The 15,643-nt window shown below is 70.7% G+C and carries 9 protein-coding genes; 5 read left to right on the top strand and 4 right to left on the bottom strand.

Annotated elements, in window-relative coordinates:
* Positions 1–29: 29 nt before the first annotated feature.
* The 3 genes from ACG83_RS31030 to ACG83_RS31020 form a co-directional block, all read right to left on the bottom strand.
* Complete coding sequence (locus ACG83_RS31030; RefSeq protein ID WP_054569811.1) at positions 30–800, bottom strand: hypothetical protein; 771 nt, start codon at positions 798–800, stop codon at positions 30–32.
* 134 nt (positions 801–934) lie between these two features.
* Entirely contained in the window at positions 935–1,585 is a 651-nt protein-coding gene (locus tag ACG83_RS31025) for a TIR domain-containing protein (protein WP_054569810.1), read from the bottom strand.
* A 6-nt stretch (positions 1,586–1,591) separates the two neighbouring features.
* Positions 1,592–3,115 carry a helix-turn-helix transcriptional regulator gene (locus ACG83_RS31020; protein WP_054569809.1) on the bottom strand — a complete coding sequence of 508 codons (1,524 nt, stop codon included), beginning with the start codon at positions 3,113–3,115 and terminating at the stop codon, positions 1,592–1,594.
* A gap of 605 nt (positions 3,116–3,720) precedes the next feature.
* On the opposite strand from ACG83_RS31020, the gene ACG83_RS31015 reads away from it, so the two are divergent.
* The 4 genes from ACG83_RS31015 to ACG83_RS31000 all read left to right on the top strand — a co-directional run bounded on the left by ACG83_RS31015 (position 3,721) and on the right by ACG83_RS31000 (position 12,307).
* A complete protein-coding gene (locus ACG83_RS31015) occupies positions 3,721–5,025 on the top strand; it encodes a DUF4407 domain-containing protein (RefSeq protein WP_161934817.1) in 1,305 nt (434 codons plus the stop codon).
* A gap of 61 nt (positions 5,026–5,086) precedes the next feature.
* A complete protein-coding gene (locus ACG83_RS31010) occupies positions 5,087–7,552 on the top strand; it encodes a hypothetical protein (RefSeq protein WP_054569807.1) in 2,466 nt (821 codons plus the stop codon).
* 28 nt (positions 7,553–7,580) lie between these two features.
* The gene (locus tag ACG83_RS31005) at positions 7,581–10,790 is read left to right on the top strand and encodes an Hsp70 family protein (RefSeq protein WP_054569806.1); all 3,210 of its coding nucleotides are present in this window, start codon (positions 7,581–7,583) and stop codon (positions 10,788–10,790) included.
* Positions 10,791–10,795: 5 nt separating this feature from the next.
* A complete protein-coding gene (locus ACG83_RS31000; protein WP_054569805.1) occupies positions 10,796–12,307 on the top strand; it encodes a hypothetical protein in 1,512 nt (503 codons plus the stop codon).
* 255 nt (positions 12,308–12,562) lie between these two features.
* Here ACG83_RS31000 and ACG83_RS45850 read toward each other — a convergent pair whose 3' ends face one another.
* Positions 12,563–12,778, bottom strand: a complete 216-nt coding sequence (locus tag ACG83_RS45850; protein WP_054569803.1) for a hypothetical protein — start codon at positions 12,776–12,778, stop codon at positions 12,563–12,565.
* Between the two features lie 518 nt (positions 12,779–13,296).
* On the opposite strand from ACG83_RS45850, the gene ACG83_RS30985 reads away from it, so the two are divergent.
* On the top strand, positions 13,297–15,465 hold the full coding sequence (locus ACG83_RS30985) for a hypothetical protein (RefSeq protein ID WP_152991575.1): 2,169 nt from the start codon (positions 13,297–13,299) through the stop codon (positions 15,463–15,465).
* Positions 15,466–15,643 lie beyond the last annotated feature (178 nt).

Genomic DNA, 15,643 nt, shown 5'->3' with positions numbered 1-15,643 from the left:
TGGTGGCGTCGAGGCGGCGCTCGGCACGTTCAGGGCCGGCTCTGACAGGGCGCGGCGGTGAGATCGACGGTGAACGGGGCCGCCGAGTTGGCCGGCTTCGCGGGCCGTCTGATGGAGGTGTTCAGCACCCGGCGGATGATGAGCGCCTCGGCATCGAACAGCCCGGACAGGCTGGGCGTGCCGCGCGGCACCTCGATCATCGCGTGGGTGAGGACCGTCCGGGAGAACAGGGGCGCGCCCTCACGCGCCTCGAAGGTCCAGCCGAAGCCCCTGGGGCCCAGATCAAGGGCGGTCGTGACCGGAAGGTGCTCGGTTCGCCGAGCTGTGTTGCCGTGCGACCTGGTGAGGTGAACCTGAACCAGACGTGCCACCTCGAGGGCCGCTTCGGAGTTCGACGTCTTTTCCAGGTCGGTGTCGGCCGTGTCCAGATGCGGCTGCAGCATCAGCACGGTCACCGGCGACTGGACGGTGATGCGGACGCTGACCGACACGTAACTGCGACCGGGTGGCAGCAGGTCGATCGTGAACCGGAACTTGAGCAGTTCCAGCTGTCGTTCGGCGAGCCCACGACGCAGGCTCGCCATCGGCGGGAGGTTCTCCGGAGTCAATGCGTAGACCTGCACGCTGTTGAACTGCACGCCGCCTTCGGCGACGAATCGCGATGTGTTCTTGCCGAGAACCTGCTCCTCGACAAAGAAGGCCCGGTGGGCAAGGCCCGATTCCCGGTCGTCGACACTCGAATCGTCATCGAGAAACGACCGCAGATCGTCGGGGAGCCGGTGAGCTTCGTCGTCGGCCATGGGTGTCTCCTCCCGCCAGGCAGGTCTGGTTTCTCCGGACGCGATCCGCCCGATTCCGTGCGCCATGGGGTGACGTGGTCCTCCCGGCTCCAGAGGGGCCGCTCACCAGACGGGCAGGTGTTCTGCGTGGAGTGTCACCAGAGATCGGGTCGACCGGCGGCGTCGAGCGCCGAACTCAGCGAAACGGGAGTGGCGTTTCCGGGCGCAGGCGCAGGCGCAGGCGCGGGCGCGGGGGCGGGGGCGGGCGTGGTCGCATCTCGCCGCGCGCCGGCGCCGGCGCCGGTACGACGTTCGCCCAGTTCCGGCACGAGCTCAACCAGCCGCTCGACGAGCATCGGCACGGTGACGTCGAGACCTGCGCCTGGCGCGAGCCGGTGGGCCTGCCGGTCGATCAGATCTCTGAGGTCTTCCGGTATCTGGTCCTCCGTCGGGATTCGCACCTCATCGTGGTTGCCGATCAGCAACGGCACCACGTGGTTCCCGGCGTGGAGCGAGAGAGTGATCTCCAGGCGCACCCAGTCGTCCGGCGAGTCCAGGCGCCGGCCGGCGTCAGGCGTGCCGGCATCGAGCCAACCAGGCCCGATGCAGACGAGCATCACCGGACAGGCCACCGCCTGGCGCCGCAGGACGGGTGGATAACTCTCGCCTGCGCGAAGTGCGTTCCCGGCCTTGAACACCGTGTCGGCGCCGAACGCCTCGGTCATCCGCGCGTAGACGAACTCGGTTGCCCAGTTCTGATCGGAACCGCGATAGCTGATGAAGATCAAATATCTCTGCTCGGCCATGACCAGCTACTTCTCCTTCAGCGTCGGTGCACCGGAGGGCCTGTGGCTGCTCGGGACCACGCCGCCGGCGGTGCGTGCCACGGACGTCAGGTCCGGCAGGAGAGCGACCACGGCAGAACAACGGCGGTGCCGGTTCAGCGCGCGGATCAACAGCCTGAGATCGCCGCGCAGGGATGCCGATCCCTGACGGGCCAGCGTCGGCAGGGCACCGCGCATGACGTCGCTGGCATGGTCGGGTTCGCCGAGATGCGCGTAGGCGATGGCCTGCCGGACTGCCAGGCGGGCGTAACCCGAGCGCAGCGGGCCGAGCGTGGCCATGCCTCGGTCGAACAGCGCCGCCGCCGTGCGGAAGTCGGCGAGGTCCACCAGGCACGTCGCCTCGAACAGCTGGGAGCGCTCGAACAACGGATCCGGCGCGGGTCCCCACCGCGTCGCCGGATCCAGAGCGGCCGCGTCGAGTGAAGGCAGGTCGACCAGCGCGTAGTAGCGGTCGAGAGCCTGGCGGAACGCGGCGTCGTCCCGAGCGAGCGCGCAGGCCTGCGCCTCGCGCTGCGTGGCGAACAGCATGACGCGCGGCGAGATCCCGGGCAGCGCGCCCGCCCGGCGGGCGAGGCCGACGGCCGCTTCCGCGTCGCCGCGTCGCCGCGCGACCTGCGACTGCCGGATCAGGGCGTACCCGAGCGCGTCGGTGTCGCCCAGAGCACGCGCCCAGTCCGCGACCGTTCGCGTCCAGCGCAGAGCTGTCGCGTCGTGCCCGGTCTCCTGAGCCGTCCAGCCGAGCAGTTCGGCGTAGCGAAGCAGCACCGCCCACACCGGGCTGGCCGCGCCCCGGCCGTCTCCGGCAGCGGCGTGCAGGTTGATGACGCCGGCGCCGAGGTCGGGCAGGACGGAGTACGGACCCACCTGGTGGCTGCGTATCCGCAAGGTCTCCAGTCGCTCCGCCGCCGCTGCCGCGCGCTCGGCAGGGTCCGGATCTCCGGCCTCGACGCGGTCCCGTCCGCTGCGGGCGAGAATGTCCGTGTCCGGGGCGACCGGGACGGCCCGCGCGCATTCCTCGAGGTAGAGCCGCGTCAGCCGGCCCTGGGCGGCAAGTGCCGTGTCCAGGGAGCGCGCGAGCGGATAGCTCGCACGGCGGTCGCCCTGCTCGATCTTGCTGAGATGGGAACGCGACAGGTAGACCTCGGATCCGAGCGTCGTCAGGGACTTGCCCGTCGCCATGCGCAGGCGACGCACCTCGGAGCCGAACCAGGTGACATCGAGTTCCGGACCGGCCGCACGCCCCGGGGGCGACTGTGGGCTGTGCCGCGGCGTCGGGGTCGGACCGGTCGGGACCAGCTCGGTGTAGGTCCGGGTGACAGCGGGCGTCGCCGCCCGCCTGCTGGTCTCGACGCGGCTCAGGTACGACCGGCTGTAACCACTGCGCACGGCGAGGCCCTGCAGGCTCAGGCCGGCGGCCTCACGCCGCGCGCGCAGCTCGCCGCCCAGTGGGGTGGACCATTCAAGATCCGGTTGGCTCACAGAAATGAGCATACGGTCGCACTTGGGTAGATCAGTGCATTTTTGCTGGCCGTTGAGACGATTCAAGGCTGGCGTGACCCTACTCCATTGGACAAAGAGCAAGTGAAAGGCCGGGCGCCGTGACCGCCTACTCGCGCCGATCCGAGGCGACGCCGCGTGATTGACTGTCGCCCTCCGTAATTACCTCAACTGGAGACGGGCAACGCTATACCACCTCGCCACCGTCTCTCTAGGGTGGCTGCAACAAGAAGAGTCGACGAGGCGCGAAACCCGGACTCGCACGGACCTGGTGTGGCCCCACCCCAGGCGGATTGCAGGATCAAACCCCGCAGCAGCCGACAGGACCACCGCGGCGGTGCCCCTTCGCTTCACCGGCGGACGGTTCGGCCACCGGTGATCTGATGAACGTCGCGCGCCCTCAGGCGAACATCGGGGGCGGCCATTGTGCCCGGTTCCGCATTCCGTTGTGAAAGCTCGAAGGATGCTAGACGCAATGAACAGAGGTCGATACGGTCGACACGAAACCTCTGATGGGCCTCGGAATACGGGGGGTAGACCATGGCCCGGTTCAGGTGGCGATTTCCGCGCGCCATCCGGTGGACCGCGAGGCGGCACCGGTGACTGAATCACCGCTCGGCGGTGCGATGCCGCCAGGCGGCGACGATGACCTGCCACCGCCGAAATGGCCGACGCGGGCACTGCTCTGGTGCGCGGGCGCAGATCCGGCAGCGCTCGTCACGCCGGAGTTGCGCACGCGCTACGCGGGTTACGGCCTGATGCTGCTCATGGTCGGAGCCGTCGCCGCGGCCGTCTGCCTCGCCTTCCTGTCAACGGTGCTCGCGTTCCACCTGTGGCTGTTACCCGTGAGCCTCGGCTGGGGCGCGTTCGTCTTCCTGCTCGACCGGATGATCGTCTCCGAGGTGAAGCGGACCGGTGGCGGATTTTCGGCCCTGTGGAGGCGGATTGTCCGCTATGGCCTTCGGCTGGCCATCGCCCTCGGCATGGCCTACCTGGTCGCGGAGGCGATGCTCATGCTGGTCTTCGCCCCGGAGATCAGACGTGAGCTGGTGTCGGTCGTCGAGCTGCACCTGGACGAAGCGCGCGTGCACAAGCGCGACCTCGAGGTCGAGAAGATCGACAGAGAGATCACGGCGCTGAATCGGCCGGTCGCGGACGCCAAGAAGCGCATGGAAGATGCCTTCCAGACCTGGAAGGACCAGAACGACAAGCTCACCACCGCCGACCACAACACCCCTCCCGGTGACAAGGCAGCCGCGGACTGGGAGGTCTACGAGACGGCGAAAGACGTCTACGAGCCGCTCAACGACAGCCTGGTGGCAGCACAGACCCGCAAGGCCGACGCTCTGAAGCCGGAGAACCTGCCGACGCTCACCCAGGCCGAAGCGGACGCGATCCGCGACGACCGTGGCTTCACTGCGCGGGAGGTCGCGCTCAGGCGGGTGCTGGCCGCGCATCCCGAGGTCCGGCAGTGGCCGTGGGTGCTGCGCGGCGTGCTGCTCGGCGCGGACCTGCTGCCGCTGCTCACGAAGCTGGTCACCCGGCGATCCACCTACGACGAGATCGTCGAGCGTCGTGAGGCACGGGCCAGCTGGCGCGACGTCGAAGAGGACAAGGAACGCCGCTACCGCGACGGCCTGACTCGTGACCTGCGCCATGCGTGGGCCCGGGTCTCGGTGGCGATGGGCCGCGACCGGCTCGCGCTCTGGCTGCGCGGCGATTCCCCTGAGTTCTCGTCCCGGTGGATCCGCTCGAACGGCTCCAACGGAGCCAACCATCCAGGCGGAAACGGTTCGAACCCGTCCCCGGGCGCTTCGTCGTTCGGCTCCGGTCACTCGGCTTCGAACGGCCAGAAAGCGAACGCCGGCGGCGGCGCGCCACCGCCACCGCCGCCGCCGCAATGAACGCACAACCAACACTCTGCGCCCGGTCGCGGCGCCGACCTCTGGGGGGAGAACACGCATCGTGTACGAGGACGAAATCGCGCGGTTGCGCGGTGAGGCGGAGAAGGCGAAGGCCCGGCACGACGCCTGCGCCGATCGGTCATCGCCCGCGCTCGCGGAGATCCGGAGCCGGCTGCTCGGCCATTTGAACACGCTCACCGGGAAGATCGACGCGCCGATCGTGCTGGGCGCGGTCGGCGAGTACAACTCGTTGAAGTCGACGGTCCTCAGTGTGCTGCTCGGCGTCCCGCTGCTGCTGGAGAGCAGCGAGAATCCGACGACCGGCAACGTGACCGTCCTGCGCCTGCGCGCCGCGCCGGCCGGTTCGCCGGCCCGGGTCGTCCATGCCGAGGTCCAGTTCATGAGCCCCGACGAGCTCGTGCGCTGCGCCGACCACGTGCTCGGCAAGCTCGTCACGCGGGCGACCGAGGAGAACCCGGCGCTGGGCGCCCAGCAGGAACTCGCCGACTACTGCCCGGTCACCGACGGGTGGGGGCGGTTCAACGCCTGGTGCCGCAAGCGGCTCTGGGCCGACCAGGCCGGCGATGTGACGATCAAGCAGATCGCCATGGAACTGGTCATGCTGCGCGACGCGCAGGCGCGGGCGGGCACCCTGCTGGGCCGGCGGCGCACCATCACGCCCGGACTGGTCAGCGCCGGGGTCCGGCTGCCGCTGCCCGCGGCCCCACCGCTGGCCTTCCCCGAGCCGGCGCCGGCCCCGGCCACCCCGGCGAGCAACCTGGCCGACCCGGTAGCGGACCTCCAGGAGAACCATCTGCGGGAGGCGTTCTCGCTGGTCCGCGAGCTGCGGGCGACCATCGAGGCCGATCCGGAGAACTGGCCGCTGCCCGGCCTGCTCGGCGCGGTGGATCTGCAGATCCGGGACTTCCCCGGGTTCAACGCCCAGCACACCCAGCACCGCGACCTGTTCGTCAGCGGGCTGGGCGGTGAGGGGATCGAGACCTTCCTGAACTTCGTCGACACCCGCAAGCCGGCGGCGCCGGCGTCGCTGGAGTTCTACGCGCTTCTGCGCAAGCTGGGCATGCCCGCGGGCCAGGTCGCGCGTGCGCCCATCGTCGTGGCGACCTGGTTCGAGGACGTCAGGGCTCCGGCGGGTGACGGGCCGCTGACGCTGCAGACGCTCTTCGGTGGCGTCAGCCGGCTGCACGGGGTGTGCGTCGTCGCGGAGAGCCTGACCGGCGCCCGGATCGACAAGGGCCACCGGCTGGACCGGTTGGTGCTCGTCTCCACGCTGCCAGCCATGCAGTCTGTGGGCCGGCACCTCGAGAAGGTGCCACAGGCGGAACCAGGTGCCTGGGCGGTCGTGGCCGAACGGCTCGCGGATGGCGATCCCTACAGCGCCGCGGCCCGCGATGTGCGCGAAGCCCTGACCGAGTACGCCCGTGACTGCGGCATCTCGGCGCTGCGCAGCCTGGTGACCACCCACGTGCGCACGAACGGGCTGGCGAACCGGCTCGACCAGCTGAACACGGCGGCCGCCGCCGTACAGGCGGCGCTCACCGAGCACGACTGGGAGGTCGCTCGCCTCGACGCCCAGGGCAGCCCCGATGCCAACGCCGCGCAGGAGGCTGTGCTCACCCTGGTCGAGGAGTTGCGCGACGCCGCGAGGGAACTCCGCGGCGGTGCCGACAGCCTCCGATACGCCGGTCGGTCAGCGCCCTCGGCGCCGGGCACCCCCACGGCGCCGCTGGCGGCGCTGCTCGACCGGGCCGCCGAGGACGCCCTCGAGGAGGTGCGCCGCTGGCCCTTCTGGCCCGAGTTCGCCCAGGAACTGAGCTGGGAGGACACGGGCTTCGCGGTGCGCGCGCAGCAGGAGACCCCGCCCGACGAACGGCCGGCGATCGCGCTGTCCACCCAGGCGTTGACCAGACGGTTCGGCCTGTCGGCCAGCAGGCTTGTCGAGCAGTACCACAAGGAGGTCTTCGACGCCGTGGACGGGTGGGAACGGGCCGAACGAAGCCGGTTGTTCACCCCGCTCGCCGCGGCCCTCGCCGACCCGGGCGTCCTGGGCGTCCTCGCCACGGCGCTCAGCCCCGAGCGGCTCGGCCGGCTCGAGCGGCTCACCGGCACGCGACTCGTCGGTCACGACCCGGCCGCGGGGCCGCCGTCAGGCCTGACCGACGCGGCACGCGCCCGGCTCGCGGGCACCGGCCCGGTCACGCCGGCGGGTAGGGAGCCGGCCGACGCGGCTCCCTTCCCACCAGGCCCCCATGCCCTGCCCTGGAACCCGGGGTACGAAGGTGATCCGGCCGGCAGCGCGACACGCCGCCACCTCACAACCGTGCTCCGGCGCCGGACCGAGGCCGTCACGGCCGTCCGCGACATCGTCCAGGGCGAGGTGATCGAGCTCGCCGCGGAGATCTCCCAGCAGCTCACCCTGGAGATCGACAAGTTGATCCGGGCGCTCCCTGCCGAGCACGAGCTCGCCGCCGCCCCCGGGGACGACCCCGACGACGACTACCGCTGAACCCCCACGGACGGAACGGAACCGGACCATGGCTGACTTCGAGCTCATCACGCGGAGCACTGATCCGCGCGTCACGCTGCAGGGCGCGAACACCTACACGGCCTCTCCTGACCCGCTCCTCGGCGGCACCTACGGTCTGCCCGAGGTCACCATGCAGCTGCTGGTGCCCGGGCGGGCACTGCCGAAAATCCAGGCCGAGCTGTCCGTCGACGACCCGCAGACCGAGCCGCTCGCCGAGTGGTTGCGCGGCAACTGGTTGCGGCTCGTCGACGCCGGCCATCCCGCGGCCCCCGTCACCGTACTGACCAACCCGGGAATCCGGGTCCCCGGCGAGCTGATCACCGCGGCGGCGACAGTCGCCGTGACGTGGTCCTCCCCGGCGGTGAACGAGACGGTCCTGCTGGTCACGCTGGAGCCGAGCGCCGCGACCGCGGACCCGCCGGTCAGGGAGTACACCGGCTTCGCCGTTTTCGACTTCGGCACGACGACCACTGCGATCACGCTCCGTTACAAGCCAAGGGTCGATCTGGAGGACCCGCTGGACCCCGAGCAGGCCCGTGCGCTCGCCAGGGCGCTGGCCGGCCTGTTGCGCGTGCCGCTCACCGATACCCAGGACGAATGGGCCAAGCTGCTCGGCGGCGTGCCCGCCGAGGTGTTCCGGCGGACCGGAGACCAGCGCACCCTCGACGAGATCGCGGCCCAGCTGGACAGCGGCAATCTGGAGGTGCTCCACGCGGTTCTCGGCCCGTTGGAGGTCGCCTGCCACGGGCGCCGGGCTCCGCGTGAGCTGCACCGGCGGCTGGACCAGGCCCTGCGCGCCGCCTACGCCGTCCCGCCCCTGGAAGCGAACGGCCTCCAGTCGGTGCGGTTCAGCGCCCCGGAGGAGAGCTCGGTCACCGCGCTTTCCAGCATGGTCCACGTTGTCACGTTCGATCCGCTCGCAGTGCGGATGGAGCTCCGAGACCAGCCGCCCAAAGACGGAGGGAAGATCGAAGGCAGCGTCCGCAGCCTCAAGCGCGAGTTCCCGAGCATCACCGTGCCTCGGCCCCTGTCCACACTCCGGGAGTTCCGCGCGCGCGGCGACCTGCCGGACGCCGCGAGGACGGCGCAGACGGACGATCTGCTCGGCCAGGTCTTCAAACACCTCTACGGCGAGGCCCAGCAGCGCATCGAGGAGAATCCCGATACCGGCGAACCACTGGCCCTGCGCCGGGTGTTCCTGCTGTGCCCGACGGTGACTCCGCCGGCCGCCCGCGAACGGCTCCGCGAGCTTGCCCTGAAGGCGATGCCAGACGTCGAGATCCCACCGATCGACGTCGACGAGGGGATCGCGGCGGCGCTGTACTTCGTCATGCTCGGGATCGGCTCGGCCTCCGGGATCGGCGTCGAGGCGCTGCGTGGCCGTTCCCGGCGGCTGCCCGACGGCCCGAACGGCGAGAAGCGGTGGCAGCGGACCATCCTCGTCGTCGACATCGGCGGTGGCACGACCGACATCGCCCTCATCGGCGTCCGGCTCACCGAGATCCCCGTCGGTGCGGACGACGACCGGCTGATCGGGCGCCGCTACCGGCTCACGCCCGAGGTGCTCGGCACCACCGGTCACCCGCAGCTCGGCGGTGACAACCTCACGCTGCGGGTCTTCTACTGGTTGAAGGCCGCGATCGCCGACGCCTACCTGCTCGCCGCCGGCCAGCCGGCCGAGAACCTGGCCAGGCAGGTGGTCACCAGCGGCGCGCGCAAGCCCGTGCCCGCCACGGTCAGGGCCCGTCTCGACGAGCTGGTGCCCACCCGAGGGGAGGAAAAGGCCACCGAATTCCTCGAGCTATGGCACAAGGCGGACGACGCCAAGCGGAAGCTCGGCGCTCGCCGGGTCTGGGAGGACGGCGACCTGAGCAAGTTTCTCAGCGCATCGGTGAAGACGTCGGCCAATCCGGGCGGGAACGATCCGTCGGGCAGCGGGAACAGCAGCGCCGAGATGACGTTCAAGGTGACTCTCGGGTCGGAGGACTTCGAGCGCCTCGTCCGGCCGCTCATCCGGCGGGCGGCCGGCCTGGCCGCGGCGCAGGTGAGCGCCTCCTTCCGCGGTGACCCCGACGCCAGGCTCGACGAAGTGGCGCTGTCCGGCCGCACCGTCGAGATGCCGCTGGTCGCCGAGACCATCCGAGACCGCCTCGCGGACCTGTCTGTCCGTGGCCGGCCGCTCACCTGGAACCCGACCAACCTTGTCGTGGAGAAGAAGCGCGCCAAGGAGGTGGCGTCCATGGGCGCCGCCTGGGCGGCGACAGTCGCCGGTGTCGGAGTCGACGAGCGGGCGCAGAAGGGCGACAGCCGGATCGCCTTCCAGACCGGCGGCCTGATGCTCCGTCTGCCCTGCGACTTCCGGCTGCGGGGCAACGACGACGTCGCCGACGACGTGCTCCGTGCCGGTGACCCGTTCGTCATCGGTCACAAGGGTGAGCTGGGCACGGCCCGGGGCCCCTGGGGGGCGGTCTGGGGGAGCGCCGACCTCTACCGGATGATCGACGCCTCCGAGGACATCGTCTGGGGCCAGTTCGTGCCCGCGCGGGAGGCCGCCCTGGAACACGTCTCGACCGAATCGGACAACAGGTGGAAACCGCTCGCGCCCGGGCAGCCGAAGGTCCAGATGCAGGTCGAGGTCGACCAGCGCCTCAACCCGTTTGTCAATCTCTGCCTCGGCAGGGTGCCATACCTGGTCGCCGAGGACGAGGGCTACGAGCTGCGGCAGCAGGCGCTCATCGACGGGACGGCGACCGCGGCGGTGTTCGCCCTGCCTGATCAGAGTGGACCAGAGCGGGCTGTCGAGATGTTCCCCGCGCTGCCGAACGGGACGGTGGCCGAGTCGTATCCCGACACGTTCGTCCGCCCCGCTGCTACCGACGGACAGCCGCAGGAGTTCCGGGCCCGGGTTTCGACCTTCCCGCTGCCGGAAATCCCCGACGGCGGCACCTGGACGTTTCTCGCCCGCACGCTCGACGGCGACTCCCCACTGTTCGAACCAGTACCGAAGCCGGAGTGGCAGACCGAAGAAGGCGCTTCCTGGTTCGCGTCACTGAGCGAGGACGGCCGGCTGCGCCTCCACCTCGGCCGGCCGCGTTATTGGCCGGCGCGTTCCTTCACCGACCTGCTCCGGAACCCGGGAAGCGTGCTGCGCAAGGAAATGAGGCCCGGTGTGCCCGACCTCGACCCCGACTGGATCCCCTTCACAGGTGAGCACTGAGAGCAATGACGACGACCACTGGAACCAGCGAGCCAGCCGAGCCCGCGACGGACTCCGCCGTGTCACTGCCCGAGGCGGCCGACGGCCATCCGGCCACCCTCCAGGCACCGCTGCACGACCCCACGCGGTCCTCGTCGGCGACCGGCGCACCGCGGCCAGAAGAAGCGTTCGTGACAACGGTGCGACCGGGGAGCTCGCTGTCCGCCGACGACCTGACGGACTTCGGCGCCGTACTGAGCGCGCTGCGCGATCCTGGTTCGACCTCCCGCGCCCGCAGCGACCTTCTCCGCCTCGCGGCGGACTGGATCGACCCATCCTCGGCGGCGCCGGAGGCGCGCGGCCCGCTGCGGACCGGCGGCGACGCACTGGCGCGTCTCGTCAGCCGTAACGCCGGGCCGATGTCCTACGGCGAACTCAGCCCAGCGCTGGTCGATGTCGGCGACGGGTCACCTGGCACGGGGGCCGACGGCGCTGTAGCAGGCAGTTCGCATCCCGGGCAGGTGGAAACCACCCGGTCTGGGACAGCCCTTCGGCCTCTGCCGCCCGCCGCGAGCGCCACCAGCGCTGTTGGCGCTACCAGCGCTGGTGGCACTCGCGCGACCGCGGCGGACGAGCCGCCCAGCGATGACGCGGACGTTGTCGATGTCCAGATGTCCGCCGCGGTTGCCGCTGCCTCCCGCGGCGAGGTGCTGCGGGAGGCAGCGCGTCGGCTCGCCGGCCATCCCGCGCGCAGCCGTGGCCTGGTTCCGGCCGCGTCACCCGCGCTGCGAGCCCCGGACCTCGCCGACCCGGAGATCCTCGCCTCCTGGATCGGCCTGGTACTGCTGGCGTTCCCCGTCGACGTCGCCCAGCACGAGCACGACTGTCTGGCAGCCCGGATGGCCGGCCACGGCCATGCGCCGGTGCCGTCCGCGGACAGCCTCGGCCTGGGCGCACCACTTCAGGAGGCCGTCGACGCGCTGGGAACGAAAGCCGAGCGCTTCGGCGCACTCGCGGTGGCTGTGAGCGACCTGTTGCGTATCTCCGAGCTCGATGACCCGGCCGAACTGGTGCGGTGCGCCTGGGAGCGGGGGCCCGACCGGCCGCTGTGCGACCCGGACGTCCGGGCGCGCTATCGAGAGGAGGCGCTGCGGCGGCTTCGGCGACTCGCCAACGCCGAGCCCGAGCAGTCGGAGGCCGAGGCGGAGGAGGTCTGGCGCGTCCACGAGATGGTCGCCTCCGTCTACCCCTGGCCGCTGCCGGCCAAGGACAGCTGGTGGGATCGCGCGCTCACGGCGGCCCGGCGCGCACTTGACCAGGCCGGGACCGAGATCGCCGCCGGACCGCGGCCGGCCATCGGCGCGGTGCCTGTCAACACCACCGAACGCACACAGCCAGACCGTTACCGGGATGACGACATCGAGATCATCGACAGGCAGCACCCCGGCTGGCTGCTCCGCGAGCTCAGGGCGCCCTACCTCGGCTCCAGCGGCCGTTTCGAAAGCCAAGGCCGCGCATTGCGAACAACCAGTCGTTGAACCCCGGGTCCTGATCAATCGGCCTGCTCATAAACCACGGAATCTCGCCGGCGGCCGGGTTCGCCGCGCTGCGGGGCACGCCGGCCGACGCCGGCGACACCGCGGCGGAACCGGTACCGGACGGCGGGCTCTCCGGTCAGGATCTTGCTGACCGGCGAGCGAGTACGGGCACGAGCTGGGAGCACTACCGCGACTGCGCCTGGATCCCGGCCACGGAAGGCCAGAAGGGCTTCGAACTGCTCCGGAAACACTGGGTCATCGAACGAACATCACGGTCTCCACAACCGTTGCGGGGTGGTCGTGGTCGATCCAGCCGTCCGTCTCCAGCTCGACTAGCGCGGCCGCCCGCAGGGCCCGGCCGAGGTGCCGGTTGAGGCGTCGGTTGGCGTATATCTGGCCCTTCTCCAGGTTGTAGGTCGGCCCGCGAAACTGTGTCGCTCCAGGCTGGCGGGCGATATCCTGGATTCGCATTCAGGTCCGGCGATCGTGCGCCGTGGTTGTCTGTCAGCAGATAGAGAATCGCTTCGGGGGGAAGCGCGGTCTTGGGTAGGTGTCTGACAACCAGAATGATTCAAGGTGTTCTTCGCCGCGCTCCGCTCTGGAAAGCGGCGGCTGAACGATGCCGCCTGCCGCCAAATTGCGGGATGCGGCTAACACGCTCGGAGGTCACCCGCGGCCAACTGCCTGCGTGGATGGTCCTTCTCTCTCCGGAGACTCGTCCGCACTCACGCAGCGCCGAGTTCGGAACACGACCCTGGCGCCTGTCTCTGGGAGGCGGAATCCGGCTCGTCCTGGCTGTGGTCCTGCTGCTGCCAGTCGTGGCGTGCTTGTTGACGGCCCCGAGTTCTCCGGCGGCGAGCGCCACGACGGCGCTTGACAGTGCGCGCGGGATGCCAGTGGATTCCGAGGCTGGGAACCCGCTGATCGTAGACGGTGACGGCGGCCGGAACAGTGCCGACAGAGTATCGGGGCCGGCGGGTCCAGTGATCATGCGCCTCGTGACCGCGCCCGGCGTGCGGGTCGTCGCGGCCGGCGCGGACGCCACAGGCAGGTGTCCCGCCCGGACCCGCCTTGACGCGGGCATGGGGCTGTGCGTTGTCGAAGCTGTCATCACCTGCCAGGGAGGTGACTGCACGGAGCCCGCCCAACCGCGCTGCGACGGGGACTGGGCGTTCCAGGACCCGGACTGTGTACGGCAGGCCGACGTGGACTGCCCACAGGACACGACCCAGGAAGGTGACCGCTGCGTCACAACCGCGAATTCCGACTGCCCGGCCGGATGGGAGACCGCCGACTGGCGTTGCTCGACGACGCCGAAGCCGACCTGCGCCGACGGCTGGCAGGAGGCGGGCGACGGATGCTCGGCGTCCCCCGAACCGAGCTGCGCTCCGGTCGGCGGCGACCTGTACGGCCAGGTGTGCGTGACCGCGGTCAACCTGACCTGCCAGGACGGCACCCCTGCAGGCGGCTCGACCTGCTATCAGCAGCCGACGCTCTGCCCGGACGGCCGAACCTACGTGGACGGCGGGTGCGTCCCCGACAGCGGAGAGTTCTGTACCTGGAATGGTGTGGACTCCGACGACTGTCAGCCCCGATGCCCGTCCTACGCGACCCGCGACGAGCTCGGTCGCTGTGCGTCGCCGTCCCTGGACGACTGCGCGGGGGCGGTCACCGAACGGGGCTGTGAGAACCCGGCGGTGCCGCTCTGCCCGGACGGCCGGTCGCCGGGCGAGTCCGCCGTCTGCCACGAGCCGGCGGTGCCGCGTTGCCCGCCCGGGTACGAGGACTTGCTCTCGGCCGACGGGTCTCGGTGCGTCGTCGACGCGGTTCCCGTGTGCCCGGACGCCGCTGCCCGCCGCGACGGCGCACGCCGGTGTGTCTCGGACGCGGCCGTCAGCTGCGTGTCGGGAAACCGTCGCGACACGCTGTGCCTCGTGCCGGCCCGGTGGGTCTGCCGGGACGACGTGGACGCCGGACCGTCCCGGCGGTGCGCGGTCGACCGGGCCGCGAGCTGCCCCGAGGGCACCACCTTCGACGGCCATCAGACCTGCACGGGACAAGCCTGCCGGACAACCCCTGCCCGTGCGTCTCCGCGCCCGGGTCGGCGAGACACGCATCCAGTCGAGCGCCACCTTCGACCCGGAAGGAATCCAGCCATGACCCGCAGTGGGCAGCCCGCGGACGGCGGCGGCGACCGTCAGCACGACAGCGAGGACCCGGACGGCCGCCCGGACGAACGCGCGCCCGTCCCTGCCGAAGCAGCGCTTGGAGCTGGGGGAGGCGCGGGAGGCCAGGGACCTGATCCTGAGCGGCCGGGCGACCAGCCACCGTCCGGCGGGCCGCCACCGTCCGGCGGATCGCCGGCTGGCGGGCCTGCGGAAGGTGGGCCTGGAGATGGCGGGTCTGAAAACGGTGGGCCTGAGGATGGTGGGCTCGACCAGCCCGAGCCGCTTCTGAGCACGGCGGCCAGCCTGCTGTTCGACGTCGAGAACGTCGTCCCCCGGGCACACGACCTGCTTACGGGAGGCCTCGGGGAGGTACGGGACAAGCTCACGGAACACGGCGTCAGCAGCGAGATGGTCACCGACCTCTGGAGCGAACTGGCGTCCGAGGTCGTGGGATTCGTCCAGGTCAACGTGCTCGAGGTGGCGTTGGGCGCCTGGTGCTCGTGGCAGACCGTTCGGGACGCGGCCAGGCGCTCGGCCGCAGAGCCCGGAGTGAGCGAGACCCTTGTTCTGGGCCCGCACACCCTCACCTCGGAACATGAGCGTGACATCGAGATCCTGGTCGGCGAGGCGCCGGTGGAGACGCTGCCGTTGCGCTTGGTGCTGGGCTTCCACCTCGAGCGGGCGAGAATCACGGTACGGGATGGTCACCTCGTCCGCCTGCACCCCGGGCCAGGCCAGCTCACTGCTGTGCTCACCATCGCCGAGCGGGTGCTGAAGGAGGCGACGGGGCCCTTGCCCCTCCCAGCCTCGATACCCCTCGGTCGCGGCCTGCGGGTTGACGAGGCGTCACCCGGTCCAGACCCCGACGGTGCCTCCGACGAGCCTGACGGCGCCGGGAGTGGCAGGGGAGCGGAGCCCGGTGGCGCGGACGGTCGCGGCGACACAGGACCCGGTGGCACAGGGCCCGGCGGTGGGCCCGACGCGGCGTAAGGCCGGAGACAGGCCGGCGATCTTTTCGGGGGACTGGCCTACCCGTACTGCGCTCAAGCTGGTTCAGAAACCGATCGCCTTGTGAAGTTTGCGGGCGAGCAGGCTGATGTCCGAATTCCTAATCTTCTGCTTTTTCGCCGTTGCTCCGGCCCGGAATCACGCATAATGCCGGCGGTGG

It is taken from the genome of Frankia sp. R43 (genome assembly GCF_001306465.1).
In the GTDB taxonomy this organism is placed as follows: Bacteria; Actinomycetota; Actinomycetes; order Frankiales; family Frankiaceae; genus Parafrankia; species Parafrankia irregularis.
The sequence above is the reverse complement of the archived record's forward strand: the minus strand, read 5'-3'. Positions and strand labels throughout refer to the sequence as shown.